Origin of the sequence: Lactobacillus sp. ESL0791 (assembly GCF_029433255.1) — a bacterium.
In the GTDB taxonomy this organism is placed as follows: Bacteria; Bacillota; Bacilli; order Lactobacillales; family Lactobacillaceae; genus Lactobacillus.
The window spans coordinates 2099516-2125409 of record NZ_JAQTHU010000001.1 but is presented as its reverse complement, the minus strand read 5'-3'; the positions used below and the strand labels follow the sequence as shown (position 1 = coordinate 2125409).

The window sequence follows — 25894 nt, the reverse complement described above, 5'->3', positions numbered from 1 at the left end:
AAGTGATATTCAACAACCAGCCTTTGCACCTGCTTGCACCAAACCAGGTTCGCTAAGCAAAAACTCGTGTTTACTTACTTTATCGTTGCTTTTTAATTTTATCATCTTTATTTAATGCTGATGATAAAACTAATTTCAAACCTTGTCAAATACTTTTTTAGTGAATATGTAAAAATTATTAAAAAATATTTTTTAATAATAAAAATGTCTAATCGTATGAGTAGCTTATACAATTGCATAAAAATTGACACTGCGTCACTTGAAGAGTAATATTTTGCAAAGTGACGTTCTGTCACCGAAAGGAGCGAATGTAAAATGGTCAAACAAACTTTTATAAATTTACCGGAGAAAAAAAGGCAGCGCGTAACCGCTGCTCTGCTGAAAGAATTCAGTCAATACCCGCTTAAGGACGCTGAGGTTGCGCACATCGTCAGAGATGCGGGAATTGCTCGTGGTGCTTTTTATAAATACTTCATTGACCTTATTGATGCATATCGTTACCTTTATAGGATAGCACTCAGTAAAATACATACTGATGTAAAAATCACCGATACCTTTCAGCCGGAAATCTTTTATGAGCAGGTGGTAAACTTTCTTGATCAGACTGAGCATAGTGAGTATGCGCCGCTAATCAGAATGCACATTCTTTATAATGAGAGTGTACTGCCGCATGCATATAAAAATTTGGCTAAGCTGCACCATTTATCAGCAGAAATCTGGACAGCAATGGTTTTGAGCCATGATGTAATCAGGTTGGTTTTTACAGATCCGAAAAATAAGGACAATGATTTAGCGCGCTTTAAGGAGAGCCTAATGATTTTAAAAAGGGGAAGCGTTAATGTTTTTAGCAATAAAAGAAATCAAGCGTGAAAAGTTGCGCTACGGTCTAATTATTTTGATGATTTTTTTAATCAGTTACCTGATTTTTATTTTGTCATCGTTAGCCGTTGGTTTGGCAAGTGAAAATACGCAGGCATTGAATTCGTGGGGTGCACAAAATGTTGTACTGAACAAAAATTCAAATGTGAGCATGAACCAATCGATTTTGAATAAAACGGATTTGAAGGATGCTCAAATTGGTAAAAATGAGGCGCTGGTGGGGCAAACGGCGGTTGTTGCCAAAAATAGCAAGCGGCAGTCAGTTTCAGCCCAATTTTTAGGTATTAAACACGACCAATTTATTTATCAAAAAGAGGAATTAATCAGCGGCAGGAGGGCCAAGACCAATTCTGAAGTCACGGTTGACCAGGACTTTAAAGTTAAGGGCTATAGACTGGGCGATAAACTGGAATTGAGCGGAACTAAAGGTAAGTATGAGATTGTTGGGTTTGTTAAGAATGCTAAGATCAATATTGCTCCGATTATTTATGGCTCACTAGCTACTTGGAAAAAACTGCGTCAGGAAATGCCCAATATGGAGGCTTCGGCAATTGTTTCGCGGTCAAGCAGTTATAATTATAACCATGAAAATGCGGAAACTTATCCGATTGCCACTTTTATCAAAAAGCTGCCGGGTTATACTGCACAAAATATGACCTTTGAGTTAATGATTGGTTTCCTGTTTGTCATCTCATTAATCATTATTGCCGTTTTTCTGTACATTTTAACAATGCAGAAGATGCACAATTTTGCTGTGATGCGGGCTCAAGGAATTCCGAGCAAGACATTGGTAAACGCGACAATCAGCCAGGCACTAATTCTGGTGATTGTCGGCGTAGCAATCGGTTTGATTGCGACCTGGCTGACGGCCTTGGCATTGCCGGCAGCGGTGCCGATGAGTTTTACTCCTAATATTATTATCAGCGGAACGGTCGGCATGTTCTTAACAGGGGTTATCGGCAGCTTGATTCCGATTAGGTCGATTTTGAAAGTGGATCCAGCAAAGGCAATAGGTGAATAGGATGGCAGTAATTGAATTAAAAAATGTCCAGAAGATTTATGGCAAGGGTTCCGCACAAGTTGCGGCTCTGAAGGATGTCAATTTCACCGCAAATAAAGGTGAGGTGGTTTTAATCATGGGACCGTCCGGCGCTGGTAAGAGTACTTTTTTGACGATTGCGGGGTCCCTCCAAAAACCAACTTCGGGTGAGGTTTTGGTTAATGGCCAAGATATTTCGTCCTTGTCTTCTAAGGAGAGTAATAATCTACGGCTGAATAAAATCGGCTTTGTCTTGCAGGCCTATAATTTGGTTCCCTTCTTAACTGTTCAAGAGCAATTTGAATTGGTTGATAAGGTCAAGAAACAGAATAATATCAGCCAAACGGATTTTCAGGCTCTGCTTAAACAGCTGGGGATAGCTGACTTGGTGAAAAAATATCCGGGTGAATTATCCGGCGGGCAGCAGCAGCGGGTGGCAATCGCCCGTGCACTTTATGCCAATCCGGAAATATTGCTGGCCGATGAACCGACGGCTTCACTTGACAGTAAAAATGTTGATGAAGTGGGTCAGTTATTCAGTTTTTTAGCTAAAGACCGTAACAAAGCTGTTTTGCTGGTTACGCATGATAAACGTCTAGAAAAATATGCCGATCACATCTACGAAATGATGGATGGCAGAATGACAAAAGAAAAATAGAAGAACGAATAATGCTCTCTTTGACGTTTTGATCTGAACCCAAAAATTGGTCAATGTCATTAAGTTAAGCATTAAGAACTGCAATTTTTTAAAGTTGCAGCTCTTTTTAATCTATACTGATTAAAAGCAAGTAGGTAGCTATCATTTTTATTAATTTAAGGTACACTAAATAAGCCCAACATAATTTTATGAATTTTTATGCGATTCGATAAAGAAAACTTTTAAAATAATGTGCTCGTAGCTTTCGTGGTGCTTTTCTGCCAGGTCTAATTGGCGAAAGATATTTAATAAGTAGTTTTGACACCGAGATTGTGCTATTTCTAATAAATTTACGACAAATCTGCTTTGCTCTAGTAAAATTAATTAGATAATCATGCTTACAAGCACTTTTAGCTGGCAATTCAGTATTATTTACCAATTGAGCAGTAAAATTATACAACGTTAATAACATAAGTTTCTTGCATGATTAGATCTATTCTTTGGGAATGTAAATATGCTAGTCCTAAACTATATTTAAGCTCTCTAAAAGAAGTTTCAATTCCCCAGCAAAGGTGATACAGCAGCCCTTTAAGATTAACTGTAGTAAAATCAGTTTTTGACAAATTAGTAATTAAAGTCTCATAAGTATTTTAAGCTACTGCTACTCTGACAATTCGTAACTTAAAAGGAAGAATTTCTTTAAAGCCTAAGGCAAACTGTTGAACCGATAAACAAGAATTGGCTACAAGGCCAGTAATAGTGGATAAGGCTGCCCAACAAGCTAAAGTCCAATACTACGCGAAACTGTTGCAAAAGGTAGGTTCACCATTGAGGTTGAAGTTTAGGTTTTACCTTAGGAGTAGACAAGAACGGTGCTTACCCTAGGCTACATCAGAAATCTAAACAGCGGATCAAGCAAGAATTGAAAAGGTTAACTGAGCCTAACCACGGAGTTAAGCTTGACGTTATCTTGATAGGGATTAAGCGAAAAATGCGTGGCTGGATACAGCATTATTCCATTGGAAAGCTAAAAAGGTTTCTTGATCAATCTAGATAAATGGCTGCGTAGTCGTATTAGGCAATATATTTGGAAGCAATGGAAGAATATAGGCACCAGAATGAAAGCTCTAGTCAGATTAGGTTGAGCAAGAGCCCAGCGAAGACCTTTGCCAACACGCGTAAAGGTTATTGGCACACGGTGCATAGTAAGGCATTGTTAATAAACCATAACAACTAAAAGTCTCAAGCAGCGGAAACTAGTTTCACTAGTCGGGCTGCTTGAGACAATTCAAAGAGTGTAGAATTTGTGGAACCGTATGTACGGTGGTGTGAGATGTCGCTAATGTGAATTACTGCCTATTTAATTTTTAATTTATTGAACAGCTAACAAACTAATTTTATTACGAAACAATGGATGAGTAAAAGAGCATACCCTATTTAAACAAGAGACATCTAAATTTATGATAATAGAATTTATTAGACAATGACTATCTTTACAATTAAAATTAGTTATAAATATCAGAGCAATCTTGAGGTGATTTTAATGAGTAAAAATAGGAAATTTATATTTGAACTAACTGCTGCTATTTTAGCCATTACGCCAGCTGTTTCAATTGCTGCAGTTAATGCAACTAGTGTAGCAGCAAAAGCAGTTAATAATGGGCAAGGTAAATTACGCCTAATTCATAATGCCTATCTTTATAATAAAAAAGGGCAAAGATTATGGAGCTATCAAGGACAAAAAGCTTTCTTTAGAAAAAATACAGCCCCTATTAAATTTGCTGATAAGGCTAAACCGATAACCGATCCGACTAACTATAAATATTCATTTCATGATGATAAGTGGAATTGGTTTTATTTACCATGGAAAACGATTGAAGGGAAAAAGTATTACAGTGTTGGTCATGGCGCCTATATTAAAGTTGCTAATGTTGACGGCATTAATGGGCAACAAACTCTTTATAAGAATTCTGGGAGCGCTACGGCTATTGGCAAAGCACCGATCACTAACCAATATCTCCAATTGACTGGTAAATATTTGAAAAAAGGGCAAAAAATTATTCTTGATCGTGAGACTAGCGATGAAGATTTAATTGAAACAATAACAAGTGGTGGTAATTCGGCAACAACTTTTTATAGGATCAAGGGAACAAATAATTTTGTGGCTGATGGTTGGTTCAAACTAAAATTTGGGCAAGCATTATTGCCTTACAGTAACTATCCGCAAATAAATATTAATGTTAACTCTGATTTATACGATATTAATGGAAATAAGATACCTGGAGAATACCAATTTATTGGCAAAGATCATGAAAATCATGTTGATGAACTTATTTATATTTGGGTGCCGAGTGAACATCGTGCAGAATTATTCTATCGAACTAAGCTGACTGATCCCGCACCGCAAGGCTTTTTTAAAGCTAGTGGAACAAGTTATATGTATGGGATAAAATTGCAGCCAGTAAATACGGCTGAGGAAGCACAAGCAGATATTAGAACTGCTACTGCAGCCGACAAGGAAGAACTAACAAAGGCATTGAACAAATATAGTTTATTTAAAGATACTCCAGTGTACATTAAAGGTGATATTTACGCTAAACAGCAATATGATAATGCCGTAAGTGAAGCGACAACAGCTTTAAATTCTAATACGGTATCAGTTGCAGCTGTTAAGCAGGCAACATGGAGTTTAGAAAAAGCAGTTCAGAGGTTGAATGAACTTGCTAATAGGTTAACCGAAAAATAAAAGTTATTAAATAAGTTAAAGTACCATACTATATCAGTATTGTGTGCTTTTTGTTTGTTATTAAAGTGAACATGTGTTTGCAAAACACATGTTCGAGTGATAATATGATAATAGATTTCGAAATCAAAATAAAAATAATGTTTAGAGTAAAGAAAGAGTTAAAAAAATATGATACCAATGAATTTGAAAATTAAATCATATCAAAATATTACAGTACCTCATAATGTTGTAGTGCAAAAGGGAAATGTTACTGGCAGCAATATATATGCTTTACAGTTACTGAATAAGCAAGTTAATACAGCTATTTACAAAGGATCAAAGGCTACTGGAAATATCACAGATAGCCCGCAACTTTATTTGGCAGGTAATCCTAATACTGCAGGTGGGCATACATAAACTTGGGAGTTTTCTGGCAAATCAGGCTATTGGTTTGTTGGTACTAAGCCAAGAGCCTATACAATATATGATAATGATGGACCTCATACAACTTATTGGGATATTCAAATTGCTAGAGTAAAGTATTCTGCTGGAAGTTATAAGAAGCATACTGAGTTAAGCCGTTTATCTAACTTAGATAGTGCCGGCTGGAATATACCTCGAAACGGAGTTCCTGGGCATGGCTGTAATTATGAAGATTTAGCAACTATGATGAGGACAGAAGCAGCCGTGTCCCCTGATTATCAAAAATTACTTATTGCAACTATTGACACAGTAGGAACAGGATATTTTACTTTATATTATCTGCCTATGATTAATAGTTGGCTTGATGGCCCTGCTGGAACTCTTGTAAAACTTTCAGACCCTGAGGTAACCTGTTTAGCGTCGTTTGTCGTTGAAGGTTTTACAACTAATAGTGAAACAAATGCTAGAGGAATTATTGATTCAGTTCAGGGATATGATATTGACAAAGCTGGAAATATTTTTATTTCTAGTGAGCTTGCGCCTAAAAAAGGGAATCCTGTTCAACATTATAGATATATTTATAGAATACCGTGGGGTGTTAAAGATTCTAGTCAGTGGCAAATGGCTGATCTTTCTAGCTTAAATATGGATGTATCTAATCACATTTCTGAATTTGAAAGTGTACAAGTAGCTGATCCTGATGCTGGAAGTAGCGCTACTAATAACCTTTATTTAACAGTCTCATATCACGATAAAGCTAAGGGGTCTTTGACCTCAAATCGACACCGAATCTATACACTTGAATTTAGGCTTGATTAAGTAAAGATAAAGGAAATTGTCATGACAATGCCCCAGGTGAGACAATCTTTAACTTAATGAAGCGAGAAGCAATTAATCGACTTAAGATCAAATAAATTAAAATACACGACTCCAGTAGAATACCAAAATCGTGTATTAGCAACAATGTAAATTTAAAAATGTCTAACTTTTATGTTACACTTTATGAGTGTCAAAGAAGTTTGACCTGTGATATAATTTTGATACATGCAAAGTCAACCTTTTTATTTTTGCATTGTGGTGATTTAACGATATCAAGGTTGGGACAGAATGTATATGAAAAATTCGCTAGAACTTGAAGGTTCTAACGGATTTTTGCTTTTAGTATCTAGTTTTTTCCCAGACACGGCTAGTCCTAAGATAAAGTTTAATAATCTGTCCTAGTTATGGGGTTCAGATCAAAATGCGGTCAGTTTTATTTTCAACAATTAATAAATTAGAAATAGCTCCAAAGCAGTTAGACGAAATTATTCAAAAACTTACAGACGTTTTTGTGCATATTTATCTGACAATAAGTGATGTGACAGCGCCCGAAATCGCCAAGGCTTTTGCTGGCAAAACTGCTTTTACTTACCAGATTATTCCTAAAAAAGGCGCAGCCGATGCCAGAAGAAAAGCTTTGCGATTAGCACTTGGGGATTCCAAAACGACCACTAATTATTTTTATTGTGATTTTGACAAAGTGGTTGTAGCAATTATGCAGGATAAAGCTGTTTTTGCCAATTTTATTAGGCAGCTAGACGTAACAAATGAATTTTTAATTGTTGGGCGAGATTTTGCCAGCTTTGCTGCCTATCCAGAAACTTGGCAGCGCACGGAGGCAATCACTAATGAAGCCGCAAGCCAAGTCTTTAAGATTAAAAATCTGGACATCACCGCGGGCAGCTGTGCTTTAGGCAAAAAAGCTGCCAAGACAATCTTGCAGCAGTCATCGGAACTGCTGACGGATACAGAATGGCCTGGAATCTGTAGAAACGCCGGCATTCCTGTTAGGTATGTAGCGGTTTCTTTCATTATCTATGATGCAAAATACACTGCTGGCCGAGATGATAATAATTGGCATGGTTATCTTTCGCGCCTGGCTCTAGCACTACAAGGGTTAGAATCGTTAAATAAAATCGATCAATAATATTTTAAAAATTTTCCATTGATAATGGAGAAAGATTGAGTTCTTGTCTTCATTATTTTTGTTAACGATATTAATTTTTATGTTATAAATGACAATTACTGATTAAAATTTGAAATGAAATATGCACTACTTTTTCACAAGTTTTAGTTTTATGCTGTCTATTCTTGGATTATAATTAATTGTAATTTAAAAATTATGAGAGTCTACTACAAATTATTTTAAATGAGGTAAAAAATGACAAAGCAACCGGAAAACAAATCAATTGAATTATCAATGGACTATACAAATAGCCAAATAAATATGCAGTTTTCAGAAAATTTAACAGATGATCGTGAACGTGGCTATATTTTATCTGCTTCTTTCTTTTCTTTTTGCGCAGCTCAGGGTTTAAGCAAGGAAGCAGTTATTGATATGGTGTCTACTCAGTACGATGAATTTCTGAAAATGAATGATTAGAATTGAAGGATTTCAAGTAAAAATAAAAAGTCGTTATTTAATTATTGAATTTGTAATTCAAGAGATATATTATAAATATAATAAAAATGGCAATTGTTAATTTTAGTCGAGGTCTGTTAAATGGCAAGAAAAAAAGAAGTTGGTAAGAATAGGATCCTAGATATTGCCTATCGAATGGCAATTAAAAATGGAATTAAGAGTTTGACAGCACGTAGCATTGCTAAAGCGGGGAATTTTTCAACCCAGCCAATATACTTAGAATTTTCTAACATGACAGAACTACGCGATGAAGTACTTGGACGCATTTCCAATACGTTGAAAACCAAAACGCTTAAAAAGGAATTTACGGGAAAACCGCTAATTGATTTAGATTTAGCCTATATTGATTTTGCAGAAAAACATATTAAGCAATTTAAAGCCATGTTCGTTGATGGCAAATTTGGCAGCAAAATCATTTCCGATACCTTAAGAAGTTTGGGTGCGGAAAAGTTTAAGGAGCAATTTCCAGATGCTGAATACGATGATGAAAAAATTCAAAACATTGTGGTGGCTAATTGGGTGACAACTGTTGGTATGGCTTCTTTAATTATTAATAAGATAGCTACTTTTAGTCAAAAACAGATTATTAATGTTTTAAGCGCAACCATTCATGACGCGGCGGTTAATGATAATTTGAATCCTAATAAGGAAGTAAAATTATTTGAAGACAATGACAATGTTACCCAATCTGATGATGCCTAAATTTGGGGCATAAGTTTATGTAAACGAGTATATTATAAGATATAATGTACTCAGATTAATATTTGAAAGGAAGGTTTTTTATGAAAATCCTTGCACTAACTGGCTCAAATGCCAATAATTCGTTTAATGAAGCTTTACTTAACTTTGTTAGCAAACATTTTGCTGATCGGTATGATTTTACGGCTGCTACAGTTAAGGGCTTGCCAATGTATAAAGAAAATACTGAAATGACCGAGGAAGTTTCCGCATTAGCTAAAAATGTTGAAGATGCAGACTTAGTTTTGATTGGTTCACCTGAGCAGCAGCACTCAGTTACAAGTGCCTTGAGCAGTGCGCTTGAATGGCTGTCTAGCAGCGTGCACCCATTTAAGGATAAGCCGGTTGTAATCATCTCTACTTCACCGATGCCGCAAGGGGCTTCGCGTTCACAGAGCCGCCTGAAGACCCTTTTGTCTGCCCCTGGTTTTAGCGCACGTGTTTTCAATGGTGATGAGTTCATGATGGGCACTGCACCTAAGCAATTTGATGAGAATGGTGATTTGAAAGACAAAGGTACTGTTAAGTTTTTGGACCACTTCTTTGATGAAGTTGATTCATGGTACGCACAGGTTACTAAATAGGAGGGGCAATCATGAAATTATTAGTAATTGTTGGAACAAATGCATCTTTTTCATACAATCGCTTTTTAGCACAATTTGTTGCAAAGCATTATGGCGATAAGGCTGATATTGAAGTCAAAGAAGTAGATGGATTAACGCCATTCTGCAGAACGCAAATGGCTGATGATTCAATCAAGGCATGGATTGAGGATATTAAGTCAGCTGATGGAATTATTATTACGACACCGGAATACAACCATACTATTCCAGCCGCCCTTAAGAGTAGTCTTGAATGGTTAGGTTCACATGCTGGCCCTAATGTGATGAAGATGAAGCCTGTAGCAGTTTTAGGTGCTTCGTATGGTGTTCAGGGAACTAGCCGTGCACAAGAAGATATCCGGGAGATTTTACTTTCACCAGATATGAGTGCCAATGTTTTGCCAGGCAATGAAGTGCTGATTGGTAATGCTGCTTCTAAGTTTGATAAAGACTCAGGCGAATTGACTGATGAAACTGCTGTCGGCCAAATTGACGGCATGATGAACAACTTCATTAAGTTCGTTGAACAAGCATATAAATAATTTTGCCAGTTTATCTAGCAGAGTGTAAAATAACCGAGTAGGAGACTATTCGGTTATTTTTGTTGTCAAGGGAGGCTTGAATAAATGTCGGATCCGGTTATTTTACCAGTAAAGTCTGTCCGTAATCCGCGTGATTTAGGCGGTTATGTTGGTTTTCAAGGTCACAAGATAAAAAGCGGCCGTTTACTTCGAACCGGTAAAATTAGTAGTATAAGTAAAAGTGATCGCCAATTTTTGCTTGATTATGGACTGAAAAAAGTAATTGACCTGCGGTCGCCAAATGAATGCCGTAAAGATCCCGACCAGGAGATTGCGGGCGTCAGTTATTATTCTTTGCCGATTGTACTTGATAGTAGTGTAAAAGGAAACGTCGATACAGAAGCAGCTTTTGCGGAATATCGCCGTAATCAGTATGTGGCAATCAGCAAAATGTGTGAACGCTACGGAATCTACGTTCAGCGAGAAAAAGTACAAAATAATTTTCGGCAGATATTTAAGCTTCTTTTAGAAACAAAAGAGGGTGCGGTTCTCTATCATTGTTCTGAGGGGAAAGATCGTACCGGTTTGGTAACCGCATTGATTTTGTATGTTTTGGGAGTTGATCTGGAAACAATCAGGCAGGATTACTTGTATTCTAATTACATGCTGAATGATTATAGGGCTAAGCGGGATGCGGCTTTTAAGGCAAGAGGCGAAAACATGTGTTTCCGGGCTAACATGCGCATTTTGGGGTCGGTTGCCGATGCCTTTTTGGATACCACATTGATCACAATTGAGAAAAGATTTGGCGGCCTTGACCGTTACGTTGAAAACCAGCTTGGCATAACTGCCGGGATGAAGAATACTTTACGGGAGTTATATTTAGAAAAGTAAGATGAAAGATAATATGATTAAAGATTTAGCGCTTAAACAGGCAGTTGGCTACCACCGTGCTCTTGGGACTTCGATTACCCTGCAAATTTTTGGGACAACCGATGATTTTTTGATTAATGAGTCCAAAGATTTAATTGATCACTATGAAGACCTGCTAACTGTCAACCGTGAGCACTCAGAGGTCATGGACGTTAACGATGCGGCTGGTGACCACGCGGTTCAGGTTTCCAGCGGCACCTATGATTTGATTAAACTGGCTGTGAAGGAAAGCCGTGAAAATTTTGGCTTCAATGCCTTGATTGGCCCGGTTGTCAAGCTCTGGCAGATTGGATTTAAAGGAGCACATGTACCTGGCGATGACCAGATCAAAGAAAAAATGAAGCTGATTGATCCCTATAATGTGGAATTAAATGACCACAATCAATCGGTCTTTTTAACTAAAAAAGGGATGGAATTAGATCTCGGCGGGATTGCCAAAGGATGGATTGCCGATCGCATCCGTGATTTGTGGCGGGCTTATGGTGTTACCTCCGGAATTATCAATCTTGGCGGCAATGTTTTGCTTGTTGGTAATTCGGCTAAACGCGAAAATGGTAAGTGGTCGATTGGCGTGCAGGATCCTAAGGAACCGCGCGGCGAGAATATTGCTACTGTTATGGTTTCGGCCTGCTCTGCCGTCACTAGCGGGACATATGAACGTTACTTAATTGTTGATGGGCACAAATATCACCATTTGATTGATCCGCGCACTGGCTATCCAGTAAAGACTGAACTTGCTGGTGTAACGACCTTCACGAAAGATTCGGTGGAAGCGGAGATTGAATGTAAACGACTATTTTTCGCGGGCAAGCCGATTGCCAATTGGCATGATGATCCTGACCGAGTCGGGGCCGTGTTTGTCTACGATAATGGTCGGGTTGTTTATGACAACTTTGCAAAATAGAGTAATTAAATATAAAAAAAGCCCCACGTTTCAATAAACGTAAGGCTTTTTTTAACTATAAAATATTAATATTTATTCTGCAAAATGGTAAATTTGTTCTACAGGATAACGTACAGTCTTGGTATGTGTTTCTGGAGTTTCCTTACTCTTGCCGATAGCAATTGCCATTACCGGAACATAAAGTTTAGCGTCAAGACCGAAGGTTTCCGCAACTTTAGTAGTGTCGTAGCCGGCAATTGGGTTAGTATCATAACCATGATTGCGGGCAACCAGCATAAATTGCATGGAAGCAAGTGCACTGTCGACAATTGCGTCGGTAGCGCGTAATTGATAGTCGCCGTTTTCATAAAGAGGTAGGAATGTACCTAAAATTTCGTTCAACTTTTCTTTGGTAATGTTACCTTCCTCGTAAGTCTTGGTCCACATTGCCTTATATGATTTATAGGCGTCAACATAGCCGAAGACTTGCACGATTGCTGAAGACGTATCCACTTGAGGGTAGTTAAACTTCATCATGTATTTTCTGACTTTGGCTTTAGTCTCAGGCGTGTCGGCCACTTCAAAATGCCATGCCTGCAGATCACAAGCAGAAGGTGCCGTGATAGTTTCTGCAAACATCTGCTTAAACTCTTCGTGGGAAATTTTAACATCTGGGTCAAAAGTTCTGACGGAATGACGGTTTTGAACTACATCAGTAAAATCATTATTTTTCATAATTACACACTTTCTTAATATTGCTACTTTCTTCACTATTAATTTTACAGTAATTTGTTAGCGATTACATTAATAAAATGAATTTTTTTAGGATTTTTTTGAAAATGAGATAGGTTGAACTTGACGTATAATTTTGAAAAAGAATAGACTTGCTGGAAGTTTAGGAGGACAGATTAATAAAAAAAGCAATTAAAGTTATTTTAGGAGCGGTTGTTGCGGTGTTTCTCGGCGTAACAGCTGTACAGTCAGCATCCGCAATACCAGCAGGGGCGTTAAATATGTAAACTTGCTTTAACCAAATCTGTAATAAAGTTAGCTACTGTTTTGGTAATAGAAGCAATCAGAAACCACAAAATAATTATTATGAGCAGCGACGTTGGTCATCTAATCGTTGTAGTTGCTAATTTATGAGGAAGAAAAAGTGTCTAGTAAAAACTGATCGTTTTTATTTTGCTTGAATGGTATCATAAATATGTAATTAATAATTAGATAAATGAAGGACAAATTATGAAAGAGAATAAATACCGCAGGCTAAATAGAGTGTTAGTGAGTGTTTTCCTGTGTAGTGGGCTACTAGTGACCACTGTTATGCCGAATTCAATTATGCAGGTGTCTGCTAAGAGTAAAACAACGCAGCTTTCGTATCAGCAAGAATTCAAAAAAATGGGTAAGGAAAATAAACGCGCCAAAAAGGCAATCAAAAATGCATCTTTGGCGCAATATCGTGCTACTTTTTTAAAGGAGCTTAATAAAGAACGAGCTAAACGCAACATCAAACCGTTAAAAGAAAAAGCAAATTATGATGCGGCAACCCAGGCGCGCTCTGCTGAATTAAAAGATAACTACAGTCACACTGATAAGGCAGGGCAGACAATCTATCTTAAATACTTCAAAAACGCTGGTATTAATCCGACAGCTTCTGGGGAATGTCTTAGTGAAGAAGGGCATGGCGATTTTCAGTATTATCGTTATCCTAAGAAAGGGATCAAGAATAAAGCAGCGGTTTCAACGGCGGGGATTACCAAGGTAAGTTCAAAATTACTTTTTCATCCTTATAACAGTTATCGGACATGGAAGAAGATTTCGACGGCCGATATTGCTAAGTTAGATCTTTACAAATATATTTATGACGATGCAGCTTCAAATTGGGGTCACCGTGATAATTTGCTTAATAAGAATTACACTAAAATTGGTATTGGCTTAGTGACGGTGGCAAAGGAAGGTCTGGTTAGGACGGCAATAGATCTGTCCAATTAATATGTAAGAAGGATAAACATTGAAGATTAAAAAAGTTAGGAAGTACAGTTTATTATTTGTAATAGGCATGGTGTTTTTGCTTGTCGGCGTGACGAGCAAGGCCCATGCTGCTGAAGATGAAATACCGGTTATCTATTCAGCTCGTACGTATAATTCACGTGTTGTTAAGAACAGTAATTATCAATTGTGGTCAAAACCTCCTTTTCAAGAAGGAGCAAAGGCAGTAGGCAAGCCGGTAAAGCTTCGTAATAAATTAGTGCAAATGGATCAAGTTGTGGTAACTAAAACAGGTAGATATTTTAAAATCAGTCGGAAGAGTCATGTATACGGATGGCTAAATAGTAAAGCATTGATTAAGCCTAAAAAGTATATTTTGCCTTATACGTATACTAGCCAACTTTATCCATTATATGCACCAAATGCCTGTGAAGCGGCTAGTCTTAAAATGGCATTATCTGTCAAAGGCATTGCTTGTCATACTAAGCTGAAAACCATTATTGCGCGCATGCCGCGGAACGCTAATCCTAATAAAGGCTTTGACGGCAACCCGTATAAAGAGAGTCCCAATAATGTTATTTGGACTATTTATCCTAAACCGCTAACGGCTTATGCAAAAAAATATGATAAAAATGCTGCAAATATTACAGGCGCATCGAAAGCTAAGCTGATTACCGAGATTAAGCATGGAAATGCGGTCGTTACAGCGGGCTCATGGCACTATCAAAATGGGCGTCCCTATCATGTGTTGGCATTGGTTGGTTATAAACGTGGAAAGTTTCTTGTTGCGGATCCATATATGAAAAAATCATGGTCAGGTAAAACATTTTGGGTTTCAACTGCACAGTTCATGCATGTATTCAGCGACAAAATGCGTCGGCGTCGTGCTGTTGTAATTCGTTAATTGAAAATTTTTTGTTTACGTATAAAGAATTGTGTTATTCTTTATATGTTTATGAAAGAAGGATATTAGCCAATGAATAAAAAGGTTATCGGAATATTAGCTGTTATTTTTACGGCTGGCAGTTTCGGCCTTGCACAAACCGTTAAAGCTGACACGGCTGCAAGTTCTGCTGATTCCGCAGCAACTCAAAAACAAGATCAGTCGAATGAATCGAATGTATCGCAAGACCAGTCAGATACATCTAATCAAGATCAGACTTCAACTGGTGAGTCATCTGATACGTCTGCCGATTCGAATGCCGCAGATAGCAACACAGCTCCAACTAATGATTCAAATAATCCGACTAAAGACAATAAGAAGAAACCAACACCAGCAAAACCGGTTAAAAAGCCGCCGCTGAAGGAAGGCTGGGTCAAACATAAACAGAAAACATATTATTATAAGGCAAATAAAAAAGTTAAAGGTTTGATGAAAATCGGCGAGCACCATTATTTGTTTAACAAGGCGGGTGTCATGCTCAAAGGCTTGCGAAAAACACCGCATAAATCAACTTATAGTTATTATCGGAATAACGGTCAGCGCAGCGAAAAAAGCATAGGCACTAAAAAAGCTTTTTATTGGATTAAAAAGGGAAAAATAACCGGAATCAAAAACAAGGCCAAGGTTATTTGTCAACGGCCAGAATTACCCACTGGTTGTGAAATGACGGCAGTTACGATGATGCTTAATTTTGCTGGTAAAAAGGTTTCTAAGTTTACGGTTGCTCAAAAGACGCCGCGCAACAGTAATCCTGACAAAGGTTTTATCGGTTCACCTTATCAAAAATATCCCGGCGGTTATTGGGTAACTCCTAATGGTATCAAGGGGGTCGTTAAGCATTATTTAGGCAAGGCCAAGGTGCTGACAGGCAGCGGTCTGATGGCAGTTGAGAAAAAGCTGCTGCATTCGCACTTAGTGGTTGCCTGGGTTAGCGGTGTAGATGGCTTTTCTAATCATGCACTGGCATTAACGGGATATCATAATGGTTGGATTTACTATAATGACCCGTGGACCGGGAAAAAAGCATCAATGAGCCAAGCAAGTTTTATAAATCATTGGAGCGGCGATGCTTACCGTGCTTTGAGTTACTAAATAAAAATTAAAATATTGTATTTTAAACAAGAAAATATATGGTACGCTTAATAAGTCGTAAAATGTTATTTTTTTAAGGAGTATGAAATGAAAAATAAAAAGCATATTTTTACAAGCTTAGCTGCTCTTATGTTGGTTGCCAGTTTAGCTTCAGAAACGGTTGCTCAAGCTGTTGCAACTGATGCTGGTGTGGATCAGACTGATCAGACTACTACGGATCCTAGCCAGACTAATGACACAACTACGCCTAATACTGATAATACTAATCAGCCCACAACTAATGTTCCAAGTGACAACAATACAGAAACAAGTGAGCCAAGTAAACCCAATAAGCCAAGTAAACCAAGTAAAATCAAAACTAACTTTAAAGGCTTAAGTACGAAATACAAGTGGACGGCTGGTGATAAAATTTCAGATGAAGTTTCATTAAATAGCAAGGAAATCCGCAAAGTTTATCTGCAACGCTGGAATGGGAAAAAATATGTTAACCAAAAGACCTACCATACGAGTGCTGCAGGAACTTTTAAAGTAACTTATCCTGCAACTTGGTATCATCATTTGCATACTACCTGGCGCCTGTTTGCACCAGCAACTGATTCTGCAACTCCCGCTAAAAGTGCAAAAATCGGCATTTCGACCGTTAGACGCTACAAAATTCCTAAGGGTTACCGGCAATTGCATATGAAGAGTCTGTATTTGAAGGGTTATTATACAAGTCCATTGGACAAGAGTTTAAACTATGCTTCAAGCAGAGATGATTATGTCAAAGCCTTTATCAAACGTGGTTACCAATACAAGAATGCAGGGACAGCCTGGATTGACTTTACATCTAAGAAGCCAGGTACGTCTGTCGACTGTTCTGGACTAGTTATGCAATGTATGTATGCAACGGGAATTGATCCGTCGCCGGCTAATCCTCGTTGGCACGCAACACATGAATGGGGTTGCCGTTCGTTTGTTCAAAGTAATACTCTGCAAACTGTTAGTTTGAACCACTTAAAACCTGGAGATTTGATTTTCTATGGTCAGCCACAGCCGGTTTGTTACCACGTCGGGATTTATCTTGGCAATAACAAAGTGCTTCATTCATGGCCTAACTGGGGCGTGACGGTTTCAAACGCTAACTTTAGAACTTATTACTATGCTAAGCGGGTCTTCCCAGTTGTTAAGACCCAGACTGTTCACAGCAGAAATTAAAGTTTAAGAATTTGAAGCAAAAGAGCAATAGATTAATTTCTACTGCTCTTTTCTGTATGATAAATTACTTCTGAAATATAATTTCTTTCTGATAAAAACGTGCAAAAAGCGAATATATTTACAGTATTCTTCTGATAATCCCGTCTGGATGATGGACCGAACCATATTTTTTGCTAGATGAGTTCCAGAATGCATCCTGCAGGCTGGAAACGCACACGCCGCCGGTCGCCGTGTATGGCGAATCATGTAAAAATAAGCCCTTGCCTAGATACATGCCAACGTGAGCCAGGTGACCACCGCTTCGATCATCAAAGAAAATCAGATCGCCGCGTTTTTTATGACGATAACTAACGCCGCGCCCGTTGTAGCACTGGCTGAAAGTGGTTGAACCAAGACAATGCCCGGATTTGGTAAAGAGGTAATTCATAAAACTTGAGCAATCAAAGTGGCGGGTATATTCGTTGTAGGTTGAATGACCAATCATTTTTTCACCAGTAGTAATGATGTGTTCCAGATTTTTATTATTACCCTTCAAGGCCTTGAGATTAAATTTTAGATTTTTAGCCAAAATCCAATAGTTGCTGTTGTTAACATTAAAGCGGTAATAAACCTGGTGCAGGTTAGTGTTGGCTGCGGCGTTGACGTGAACCCAGTGATTGAGCAAATTTAGTTTGCCAACAGTTGCAATTTTTTTAGCGCCGTTAGTTGCCGCTGGCTTGCTGTAAAGACTGTCGCTGTGAACGATCTTCATCTTATAGTTCATTTTGCTCTTAGTCAGCAAAAATTGATTGAAGGCTTTTTTATTGAGCCAACCATTTTGGGTTTTAACAAAAATGCCGTGTTTGTTTTTAGCAATTTTGGAAAAAGCAATCGGCTTGTTGGCCCACACTTTGGCCGAATGATTTTTTTTGCCCGGTTTTTTGCCAAAGCCGTAATGTGTTTGGTAGATAACCCCTGTTCCTTTACCTTTATAATAGATTGTTTTCTTTTTATGAGCTGGCTCTTGCTTATTCGTATCTGTGTCTTGGTTTTGCTTGTTGTTCACAACTGTGTTTGTATCAGGAGTGCTGTTGTCAGGTGGCAGTTCATCGGCTTTACTTGTAGTTGCTAAGGCAATGGTGGCAGCAGAAAAAATTAATGCACAAATTATGCCATGCTTGAATTTAGATTTCATATTGAATCCGTTTCTAATTTTTTGAAAATTGTACTTTTTTATTTTTGCTTAATGATTATAATTAAAATGTATACATAATTACTAAACAAATCAAGCATACGACAAAAATGGCGTTTTAGAAAGAGTCAAAATGAAAAAAAGTGTTATTTTTTTATGCAAAAAAATAGGGTACTGTAATTTATTAGGATTGCTGAGTTTAATAATTTTAGTTCCTATTTTTGCATCAAAAGTATCTGCCGACAGCTTTCAGAATCCGAATCAGAATCTCATTGATTCGGTTATGACAAGTAGTCCGAAAAAAGCGAAGAAGCAAAAGATAAAAAAGAAGAAGACGGTGTATAGTCATTCTTCTCCAAGCAGTTTGGGCAGTTATCGTAATTACATTCATAAAAAAAGGCCCAAATTACGAGCTAAAGCGTATATTGCACTTGACCGAAAATCTGGCAATGTGCTGACGCAGAAAAATTCGCACCACAGATATTTAGTCGCTTCAACAGGAAAATTGATGACGATTTATTTGGCTCGGCGCAAGCTGGCTAATCATCCCAAGGCCTGGAAGAAAAAATTAAAATATAGTTCCTCTTTAGTACGGATGGCGCGAAATCCGTCTTTAGATGGCTTTCATGCTCGGCGCGGTCACAAGTATACGCTGCGAACAATTATGAAATCCGCGATCATTGATTCGGACAATAATTCTGCTATTCGTTTAGGTCAGTGGGTCGGCGGTTCCAATAAACATTTTATTTCCATGATGAATAAGCAAGCGCGGTTGTGGCATTTGAAAGCGCGCTTCACTTCCGCTTCTGGATTAGAAAATGACGATTTGGCTCGTTATGGCTTCTGGGTTAAAGGCGGTTACTATTCCGGCAACCTTTTGTCGGCCAAGGATTTGGCTGTGATTGCTTATCATTTGGTTAATGATTATCCGAGCATCATGAAATATTTTAAAACGAAAGTTGCATATGCAAGTGGTCAAAGGCTGGTTAACCAAAACCGGATTTTGCCAGGGCAAAAATATTACATTAGATCGCTGCAGCCTGACGGCTTGAAAACAGGCTATACACCGCGTTCGGGACTTTGCTTTGTTGGCACCTGCAATAAGAAACGCGGCTTGATTACGGTTGTGATCAATGATCCAAATGAATTTTCTGATACGGATAAATTGATGAAGTACACATATAAACACATGCATAAGATAAAAAAGTCAAAAAAGAAAGTTCAAAAACAGACAAATTCGGTAAATAATAACCCAAGTGCGACAGCAACTGATGACCAGAATGCGAATACTTCTGATTCAGATAAGAATAATTAGAAAGACAAATAATGGATAGAAAATTGGGAAATTTATTTTTAACTTTAATTTCGTCAATGCTTTTGGTTAATGGCGGCATGGCTGTCAGTGGAAGTAATGTGCAGGCGATACAAGAGTCTATCACGATGCGCAAACCAATCAGTTACATCAAGTCTTCAGAAATAAAGCCTTATCCTAAGAAGATAAGCGTAAAAAAAGACCGGATCGTCGTGTCATTGAAAGAGCAGCGCGCCTACTTGATGCGCGGCAAGAAACTGCGCTATGAATTTTACGTTTCCACCGGAACCAAAAGTAAAAATCGCCAAACTCCTAAGGGGCATTACCGGATCAACAGCTACCGTGCGCCTTGGTTTTACTCTTATCAGGAACGGGAAGGCGCACGGTATGCCGTGGGCTTTCTTGATGGAGGCTTGTATCTATTTCACGAAAATCCGCGCAATATTAACCACCGGACAATTAAGTCGGTGGCGAAAAAATTGGGCAGAAAGCCAAGCTCACATGGCTGCGTTCATTTGAGTACGCGGGATGCCAAGTGGTTTTACTACCACGCACCGACTGGGTTAAGGGTGATTGTGAAATAGAGTTTATGAGTGGCTTTTGAATTACCAAAAACAACGTAAAAATTTTATAAAAAGTTGTTGATTAAAAATGATGGCGGGCTTGAACTCTCACTAACTGTTTATATTTACCAGATTGAAACAGGGTGAGGTAATTTGTTAATGAAAGGAATACGGAAAAATGAAAAATAATAAAATACGCAAATTTAACAGTAAGTTACTAGTTAGTGCAGCAATTGCAGCGATGCTTGGCGGCGTTGTTGCCACAAGTGCACCAGTCGAATTGAGTATAGTGCAAACTGCTCATGCTGATGGTTACGCACCCGACTCCATAATAATTAGGAAACATACCCATGCCTATGACTTTAAGGGCAGAAAGTTAAGAAAGCCCTATTTTGCTAAAACAGATAGGGGGCGTGAATTGCTAGGCGTTAAAGTAATTAAAGGTAAGAAATATGCTAAGCTAGATAATAGTTATTATGATAAGCATGGTAAATATCATAAGAGATATATGTATATTAAAGCAAAACAAATTGCATTTCCTAAAAAAGATGATTATATGCCACCGGAAGAGGGCTATAAAGCAAGTATGCGGTATCGAAAGATGCTTAAGCAGTAGTGAGAGGAAATAGGCAAATGAAGAATAATAAGATATGTAAGTTTAGCGGTAAGTTACTGGTTAGTGCAGCAGTTGCAGGGATGCTTGGCGGCGTTGCTGCCACAAGTGCACCAGTCGAATTAAGTACGGTGCAAGCAAGTAAGAACAGTAAATTCAGTTTTTCAAATAAGTTGGGTAATGAATACGCTAAAAAAATAACGGGCAATGATTATGGAAATAAACTTTTAAAGGTTAAAGGCTATGTCGTAACTAGGGATAAGGTTTCCATTTTCAATAAAAGATTTGGTTACCAAAAGATTGTCAAAACAATACCGAAAAATAGACAAGTAAAATTTTATGCGTTTGCTCCTGGTAAGGCTGATGGAGTCGCTCTTAAAGTTGGTAAAAATAAATATATTCTTGCAGCAGCAGCTGGTGCAATTAACAACACTGATTTTGGTAAGAAGCAGGAGCCATTAGTGCTTTATGCTCATAAGCAAAAGGGTATTAAAGTCTTTAAAGTGAAGTAAATTCTCTATTTTTGGTAAGCATAAGCAAGGCCGAATTTGTATAAAATCTATAAGAGTTAGAATTGAGATTTTGAAATACATTGACTTAGCAATGAAGCAGTAAGTTACTAGTTAATGCAGCAATTGCGGTGATGCTTGGCGGTGTTGTTGTCACAAATGGAATAGCTGATGATAGGTAAGGTCGGCGTTTGAAAGTTATTGATATTAAGCATATTAGCGTTGACAACGCTAAAGGGATGTTTTATAGCGTTAACTAGGCAGCAAAAAAAGATGCCTAGTCATGATGAAGACGATTAAGAGGTAATCTAAAATGAAACACAAAAAATTAATAATACTGTCTGCTGCTGTTGCACTCGCAGTTGGCGGCACTGTGACAGCAGTAGGTGTTGATAACCAAGTTGTTCAAGCGAAAAGCAGCAATAAAAAATCTGTTTTTCCAAAAAAGGTGCGTGGTTCATGGTATCGCTACTTGGGAAAAGATTTAATAAAAGAAACTTTTACTGCAAAGAAAATGATGTGGTATACAAATGGTAAAAAGCAAGGTTATAGTAATTTGCATGTTTATAAGGCTCATGTTGATCCACATAAGGCCAGCAAGAAATATTTGCGTAAAACACAGCATTGGGTAACTGGCGGTAGCACGGCTAATGGTAGTAACTTTGCTATTATGCCATGGAACTATTATGGTGCAGGAACGCATGAGTTATACGAGGTTGATAAAATGGGCGGACATCAGGTCTTAACAGAGTATACCAGTGTAGGACTTATTACAGGACATTATTATCGTACACCTAAACTAGCCAAAAAATTGCAAAGTAAGCATTATAAGAAATTTAAGGGTCGGTATTAAAAACTTGAGCTATATGAATGAGATAGCTGATCAATAAGTGAAAGATTGAGCCTAGCGGCCATACAATAGTTGAGGTTAAAACCAACCAGTTAAATAAACAGTGGGAAATAAGAAAGTGTCCAAATTGTGGTGTCATGATGGAAACGAGCATTAATTTTTGTACTAAGTGTGGTAGATCTGCAAAAAGTAGTGATAACTTTAACGTTTTATCTCAATAGTAAAAAAACGGGCTATGAAGAAGTGAGTGGCAAGAAGTTTGACCTTCAGCCGTGGGATTATTATGGTGCTGGTGTTCATAATATGATGTATGAAATAGACAACTTGGATGGCAATGAGGTGTTAACTTCATGTAGAAATGATATGACTGGCGTTGACTATCATGCCTATCACACTCCAGAACTAGAAAAGAAGCATTATCAAAAATTTAAGGGCAGTTATCATAATTAGATGTAATTAATAGAAAGGATATTTCAAATGAATTTTCGTAAAATTTTATCAACAGTAGTAGCAATTTTGGGATTAATGGTAACTTTGGGAGTAAGTATAACTAATAAGCCCGATATTGCACAAGCAGCACAATCTAAGTATTCTAATATTGCTCCTAAAACACTTAGAGGGAAATGGTATTATTACAGTTATGATGAAAAGAAGCGTATGACATGGACTATTAAGGCAAATGCTGCGCACCAGCGGTATAAACAAATTGGCAAAAATAAATATAAATATGCTTCCAGTAATCCCGATAGTAAAGTTGATGTATCAACACATGTGAGTACCTTGCTTGTCAAAACAACTAAATTAAACGGGAAAAAGTACCGCATTATCATTCGAAACTTCCATGATTATGGAAACATGTATGAACCAAAGGACGGCTTTTATGACGGTTTTGTTAACCAAAAAGTTTCTAGAAAAAAATTCCTGCAAATTTTTCAACATGCACATCTAAGCAAGAAAATCTATAAGTTAATTGTTGAGCAAAGTACGTATAGAAAATAGTAAAAAGAAAGAACCATTAGTGTTTTATACCCATAACCCCAAGGGAACTAAGGTCTTTAAAGTGAAGTAAATTCTCCATTTTTGTAAGCATAGGCAAAGCCGAGTCCATATAAAATCTATAAGAGTTAGAATTGAGATTTTGAAGTACATTAACTTAGTAATGAAACACTATTTTTTCAAATAATGTTCATTACTTTTTCTTTGTTCTAAAAATTAAAGTAGATCTAAAAATAACCGATAGATAAACCAAAGTTTGTACAATTACTAGCCACTAAATAGTTTAGAAAAATGTTGTTGCTTTTTTAAACAAGGGTTATGATAATTATGTGTAATTTTTATAGAAGATTTGTTAACCAAAAAATTTATAATTTAATTATTGAACAAAGTACTTATAGGTAATTAGTAAAAAAACAGAAGTTATCATAAGTAAAGGAATGGGGGATAAAACTTATGTATCATAACAAATATCGTAAAATTTTAGTTGCAGCAATTGCTGTCAGCAGTGTTTTAGGCAATCTGGCTTTAGCTAACGGTGAAACAGGGGCGCGGACCGTTTCTGCAAAGACAACACTAAAGGTACCAGCTTTATCAAAGAAAGCAAAAATTCGCAAAAAGGCCAAGATTTACAATAAAAAAGGCCACAGAGTAGGCAAAAAATTCCTGAAAAAAGGTAAAAAGCTCACCGTTTATGGCATTAAAAAGATTCACGGCAAAAAGTATTATTCAATTGGTCATGGCCGGTATATTCTTGCAAGCAGTATTACAATTTTACCGCCAAAAGAAAAACCTGCTACCACTGATCCTGTACCTGAACCTAGTACGTCAATCGTAAATAATTCTAGTTCTGAAGATAAAGTTACTGATTCCAACACAACTGATACCACGAATACGACGCCGCAGTCGACTACTAATATGGGTGAAAAAAATCCGGCAACTGGTACAACGACTGTATCAGACATACCAGCTATGTCAAACACAGCAACTGTGCCTGATAATTCAAGTAAGCCTGAAGGAACGACAGTCAAGGATTTTTCAATCAGTGAATTTAGACAAGAGTTTTTAAAAGCGCTCAATGAGGAGCGGGCTAAGCAGAATCTGAAGCCGGTAACAGAAGACACTCATTATGATGATGTCGTTGAAAATCGTTCTGCTCTGTTGCCAAGCAATTTTTCTCATACAGATGCTAGTGGTAATTTTATTTTACAAGATTACTTTGACAAAGCCGGGCTCACTTATACCCATATTGCCGAATGTATTGCAAATTATCCGTGGGGTTGGTACACGAATCACGATACCAAGCAATTGCAGCGAATACCAAATGGCGGGACTTCTGCCGATGTTGCCGATAACACAATTTACGAATATATTTATAATGATGCCGCTTCTGACTGGGGCCACCGGAAGATCCTGCTTGACCCAAGTGACAAAACAATCGGTGTTGGTGCAGCAACTACTGCCGATGGTCGTGTTTATTCAGCAGTGGGCGTAACATATTAGTAATAGTGAAGCCGCTTTTTTGTAAAACTAATGTGACACTACAATAACAAAAAATTAATGCGGGGTGTTGTAGGGAGTTGTATAATAAAAAATACCAAATTGACTAGTTTGGTATTTTTTATTGTATAGGAAGAAAAGTTTTGCAAAAGAGAAAAATTTTAAAAACAGTTATAACGATGATAGTAACACTTGCTGGTTTGTTCGCCGCTGTCTTGCCAGCCAAAGCGGCGCAGGCTGCGACTATTTCAAGTAAATCTGAAATGCGCAAGTTTGTTCGCCGCACGATGGCCAAACACCATGTCCGCGGTTCTGTCGTGGTGGTTAAAGACGGCGTCCCGCAACAGATCAGTTACGGCTATGCCTGGTATAACAAACGACTTCATAATGGAAATCATAAAGTGATTTATCCGACGGGTTCCCTGCAGAAAGTGGTTACCGCCGCAATGCTCATGCAAATAATGAACGAAAAAAAGGGTACGAAAAAAGAATTTAACCAATACACGAAAATTTCCCGCTGGTACCCCAAATTAAAAAATGCTCATAATATTTCTGTTGGCAATCTGCTGACACACACTTCCGGCATTAAGGTTACCAATACGGAGATCAACCGCGGCTATAATTATTCGGAAAAAGGCGCGATCAACTGGGTAATTAGCAATGCAAACTTGGCTGCCTATGACAAAGTAAATGCGTATCATTACAACAACACAAATTATATTTTACTGGCGGGAATTATCCGCAAGCTGACCGGCAAATCGTATAATGCTAATTTTAAGAGCAGAATTGTTAAAAAGCTGGGTTTAAAGCATACATACCTTTATCAGAGTATTCCTAAAGCCAAAACGGATGCGATTTCGTATTATTCCAATGGTCGAAATAATTACCACAATCCCAGCTATGTAACGCGGGACTTTGCATCCCAGATAGTCGGTGCGGGCAACATGTTTACGACACCCAAGGAATATTACAAAATTCAGGTGGGCTTGACTAACGGCAAAATTTTAGATCAAACGAGTTTTAACTATTTAACTAGCTTGGACAGTAAGGTTACCAATTATTCCGGCGGGATGCGCATTAAAAAGGGCGGTAAGCTCAAACTTGCTTACGGCAATCTGCACGGCACGCATTTTGGCATGTGGGTGCAGTTAACAAGTGATAACCAAAACGGAATTGTGATGTTTTTGAACCAGACCAATAATAATGAAAATAGTGAAAAGGCGGTTGGTTATAAAATCTTGAAAAAGATCAAGGCCAATACTTTTGCCTCGAAGTAAATTTAAAGCAATAAAATGCGTAGCAGATGTTAATGAACTGCTGC

31 protein-coding genes and 1 pseudogene are annotated in these 25894 nt (G+C 37.8%); 30 read left to right on the top strand and 2 right to left on the bottom strand.

Annotation, left to right across the window (positions count from 1 at the left end):
- Nucleotides 1-315: 315 nt before the first annotated feature.
- The 16 genes and pseudogenes from PT285_RS10085 (at nucleotide 316) to PT285_RS10025 (ending at nucleotide 11862) form a co-directional block, all read left to right on the top strand.
- A complete protein-coding gene (locus PT285_RS10085) occupies nucleotides 316-870 on the top strand; it encodes a TetR/AcrR family transcriptional regulator (protein ID WP_277150224.1) in 555 nt (184 codons plus the stop codon).
- Nucleotides 839-1900, top strand: coding sequence for an ABC transporter permease (locus PT285_RS10080; RefSeq protein ID WP_277150222.1), 1062 nt, complete (start codon nucleotides 839-841; stop codon nucleotides 1898-1900). The genes PT285_RS10085 and PT285_RS10080 overlap by 32 nt, the downstream gene beginning before the upstream one ends.
- A gap of 1 nt (nucleotide 1901) precedes the next feature.
- The gene (locus PT285_RS10075) at nucleotides 1902-2576 is read left to right on the top strand and encodes an ABC transporter ATP-binding protein (protein WP_277150221.1); all 675 of its coding nucleotides are present in this window, start codon (nucleotides 1902-1904) and stop codon (nucleotides 2574-2576) included.
- A 901-nt stretch (nucleotides 2577-3477) separates the two neighbouring features.
- Complete coding sequence (locus PT285_RS11480; RefSeq protein WP_374211476.1) at nucleotides 3478-3612, top strand: hypothetical protein; 135 nt, start codon at nucleotides 3478-3480, stop codon at nucleotides 3610-3612.
- Nucleotides 3596-3700: a hypothetical protein gene (locus PT285_RS11475; protein WP_374211475.1), complete on the top strand. Its 105-nt coding sequence runs from the start codon at nucleotides 3596-3598 to the stop codon at nucleotides 3698-3700. Before PT285_RS11480 ends, PT285_RS11475 begins: the two co-directional genes overlap by 17 nt.
- Nucleotides 3701-4098: 398 nt before the next feature.
- The gene (locus PT285_RS10070) at nucleotides 4099-5301 is read left to right on the top strand and encodes an SLAP domain-containing protein (protein ID WP_277150219.1); all 1203 of its coding nucleotides are present in this window, start codon (nucleotides 4099-4101) and stop codon (nucleotides 5299-5301) included.
- A 168-nt stretch (nucleotides 5302-5469) separates the two neighbouring features.
- The gene (locus PT285_RS11470; RefSeq protein ID WP_374211474.1) at nucleotides 5470-5697 is read left to right on the top strand and encodes a hypothetical protein; all 228 of its coding nucleotides are present in this window, start codon (nucleotides 5470-5472) and stop codon (nucleotides 5695-5697) included.
- A gap of 63 nt (nucleotides 5698-5760) precedes the next feature.
- Entirely contained in the window at nucleotides 5761-6522 is a 762-nt protein-coding gene (locus PT285_RS10065; RefSeq protein WP_374211495.1) for a helveticin J family class III bacteriocin, read from the top strand.
- Between the two features lie 8 nt (nucleotides 6523-6530).
- A pseudogene (locus PT285_RS10060) lies at nucleotides 6531-6672 on the top strand (IS3 family transposase); the annotation flags it as partial.
- Nucleotides 6673-6943: 271 nt separating this feature from the next.
- Nucleotides 6944-7669, top strand: coding sequence for a hypothetical protein (locus tag PT285_RS10055; protein ID WP_277150217.1), 726 nt, complete (start codon nucleotides 6944-6946; stop codon nucleotides 7667-7669).
- Between the two features lie 234 nt (nucleotides 7670-7903).
- Nucleotides 7904-8125, top strand: coding sequence for a hypothetical protein (locus PT285_RS10050; RefSeq protein WP_277150215.1), 222 nt, complete (start codon nucleotides 7904-7906; stop codon nucleotides 8123-8125).
- Nucleotides 8126-8245: 120 nt separating this feature from the next.
- The gene (locus tag PT285_RS10045) at nucleotides 8246-8866 is read left to right on the top strand and encodes a TetR/AcrR family transcriptional regulator (protein WP_277150213.1); all 621 of its coding nucleotides are present in this window, start codon (nucleotides 8246-8248) and stop codon (nucleotides 8864-8866) included.
- An 80-nt stretch (nucleotides 8867-8946) separates the two neighbouring features.
- The gene (locus PT285_RS10040) at nucleotides 8947-9486 is read left to right on the top strand and encodes an NADPH-dependent FMN reductase (RefSeq protein WP_277150212.1); all 540 of its coding nucleotides are present in this window, start codon (nucleotides 8947-8949) and stop codon (nucleotides 9484-9486) included.
- An 11-nt stretch (nucleotides 9487-9497) separates the two neighbouring features.
- Nucleotides 9498-10046 carry an NADPH-dependent FMN reductase gene (locus PT285_RS10035; RefSeq protein WP_277150210.1) on the top strand — a complete coding sequence of 183 codons (549 nt, stop codon included), beginning with the start codon at nucleotides 9498-9500 and terminating at the stop codon, nucleotides 10044-10046.
- Nucleotides 10047-10130: 84 nt separating this feature from the next.
- Nucleotides 10131-10919 (top strand): tyrosine-protein phosphatase, encoded by a 789-nt coding sequence (locus PT285_RS10030; protein ID WP_277150208.1) that lies wholly within the window; start codon nucleotides 10131-10133, stop codon nucleotides 10917-10919.
- A gap of 13 nt (nucleotides 10920-10932) precedes the next feature.
- Complete coding sequence (locus tag PT285_RS10025; RefSeq protein WP_277150206.1) at nucleotides 10933-11862, top strand: FAD:protein FMN transferase; 930 nt, start codon at nucleotides 10933-10935, stop codon at nucleotides 11860-11862.
- Nucleotides 11863-11934: 72 nt separating this feature from the next.
- Here the strand turns inward: PT285_RS10025 and PT285_RS10020 are convergent, their stop codons facing one another.
- Nucleotides 11935-12576: a nitroreductase family protein gene (locus PT285_RS10020; protein WP_277150204.1), complete on the bottom strand. Its 642-nt coding sequence runs from the start codon at nucleotides 12574-12576 to the stop codon at nucleotides 11935-11937.
- A gap of 507 nt (nucleotides 12577-13083) precedes the next feature.
- Here PT285_RS10020 and PT285_RS10015 point away from each other — a divergent pair.
- The 4 genes from PT285_RS10015 to PT285_RS10000 all read left to right on the top strand — a co-directional run bounded on the left by PT285_RS10015 (nucleotide 13084) and on the right by PT285_RS10000 (nucleotide 17062).
- Nucleotides 13084-13833, top strand: coding sequence for a CAP domain-containing protein (locus tag PT285_RS10015; RefSeq protein ID WP_277150203.1), 750 nt, complete (start codon nucleotides 13084-13086; stop codon nucleotides 13831-13833).
- 19 nt (nucleotides 13834-13852) lie between these two features.
- Nucleotides 13853-14734: a C39 family peptidase gene (locus tag PT285_RS10010; protein ID WP_277150201.1), complete on the top strand. Its 882-nt coding sequence runs from the start codon at nucleotides 13853-13855 to the stop codon at nucleotides 14732-14734.
- Nucleotides 14735-14806: 72 nt separating this feature from the next.
- Nucleotides 14807-15865, top strand: a complete 1059-nt coding sequence (locus PT285_RS10005) for a C39 family peptidase (protein ID WP_277150199.1) — start codon at nucleotides 14807-14809, stop codon at nucleotides 15863-15865.
- Between the two features lie 87 nt (nucleotides 15866-15952).
- Nucleotides 15953-17062, top strand: a complete 1110-nt coding sequence (locus tag PT285_RS10000) for a C40 family peptidase (protein WP_277150197.1) — start codon at nucleotides 15953-15955, stop codon at nucleotides 17060-17062.
- A gap of 118 nt (nucleotides 17063-17180) precedes the next feature.
- On the opposite strand, the gene PT285_RS09995 is transcribed toward PT285_RS10000, so the two are convergent.
- Nucleotides 17181-18236, bottom strand: a complete 1056-nt coding sequence (locus PT285_RS09995) for a C40 family peptidase (RefSeq protein ID WP_277150195.1) — start codon at nucleotides 18234-18236, stop codon at nucleotides 17181-17183.
- 130 nt (nucleotides 18237-18366) lie between these two features.
- On the opposite strand from PT285_RS09995, the gene PT285_RS09990 reads away from it, so the two are divergent.
- The 10 genes from PT285_RS09990 to PT285_RS09950 all read left to right on the top strand — a co-directional run bounded on the left by PT285_RS09990 (nucleotide 18367) and on the right by PT285_RS09950 (nucleotide 25850).
- A complete protein-coding gene (locus tag PT285_RS09990) occupies nucleotides 18367-19548 on the top strand; it encodes a D-alanyl-D-alanine carboxypeptidase family protein (protein WP_277150193.1) in 1182 nt (393 codons plus the stop codon).
- A gap of 11 nt (nucleotides 19549-19559) precedes the next feature.
- The gene (locus PT285_RS09985) at nucleotides 19560-20129 is read left to right on the top strand and encodes a L,D-transpeptidase (protein ID WP_277150191.1); all 570 of its coding nucleotides are present in this window, start codon (nucleotides 19560-19562) and stop codon (nucleotides 20127-20129) included.
- Between the two features lie 157 nt (nucleotides 20130-20286).
- Nucleotides 20287-20724 carry a hypothetical protein gene (locus tag PT285_RS09980; protein ID WP_277150189.1) on the top strand — a complete coding sequence of 146 codons (438 nt, stop codon included), beginning with the start codon at nucleotides 20287-20289 and terminating at the stop codon, nucleotides 20722-20724.
- Nucleotides 20725-20741: 17 nt separating this feature from the next.
- Nucleotides 20742-21233, top strand: a complete 492-nt coding sequence (locus PT285_RS09975) for a hypothetical protein (RefSeq protein ID WP_277150188.1) — start codon at nucleotides 20742-20744, stop codon at nucleotides 21231-21233.
- 310 nt (nucleotides 21234-21543) lie between these two features.
- Complete coding sequence (locus tag PT285_RS09970; RefSeq protein ID WP_277150186.1) at nucleotides 21544-22083, top strand: hypothetical protein; 540 nt, start codon at nucleotides 21544-21546, stop codon at nucleotides 22081-22083.
- 44 nt (nucleotides 22084-22127) lie between these two features.
- Nucleotides 22128-22301: a zinc-ribbon domain-containing protein gene (locus tag PT285_RS11465; protein ID WP_374211494.1), complete on the top strand. Its 174-nt coding sequence runs from the start codon at nucleotides 22128-22130 to the stop codon at nucleotides 22299-22301.
- Nucleotides 22273-22530 carry a hypothetical protein gene (locus tag PT285_RS09965; RefSeq protein WP_277150184.1) on the top strand — a complete coding sequence of 86 codons (258 nt, stop codon included), beginning with the start codon at nucleotides 22273-22275 and terminating at the stop codon, nucleotides 22528-22530. The genes PT285_RS11465 and PT285_RS09965 overlap by 29 nt, the downstream gene beginning before the upstream one ends.
- A 27-nt stretch (nucleotides 22531-22557) precedes the next feature.
- Nucleotides 22558-23079 carry a hypothetical protein gene (locus PT285_RS09960; protein ID WP_277150182.1) on the top strand — a complete coding sequence of 174 codons (522 nt, stop codon included), beginning with the start codon at nucleotides 22558-22560 and terminating at the stop codon, nucleotides 23077-23079.
- Between the two features lie 450 nt (nucleotides 23080-23529).
- Nucleotides 23530-24576 (top strand): SLAP domain-containing protein, encoded by a 1047-nt coding sequence (locus tag PT285_RS09955; RefSeq protein WP_277150180.1) that lies wholly within the window; start codon nucleotides 23530-23532, stop codon nucleotides 24574-24576.
- 260 nt (nucleotides 24577-24836) lie between these two features.
- Entirely contained in the window at nucleotides 24837-25850 is a 1014-nt protein-coding gene (locus tag PT285_RS09950) for a serine hydrolase (protein WP_277150691.1), read from the top strand.
- Nucleotides 25851-25894 lie beyond the last annotated feature (44 nt).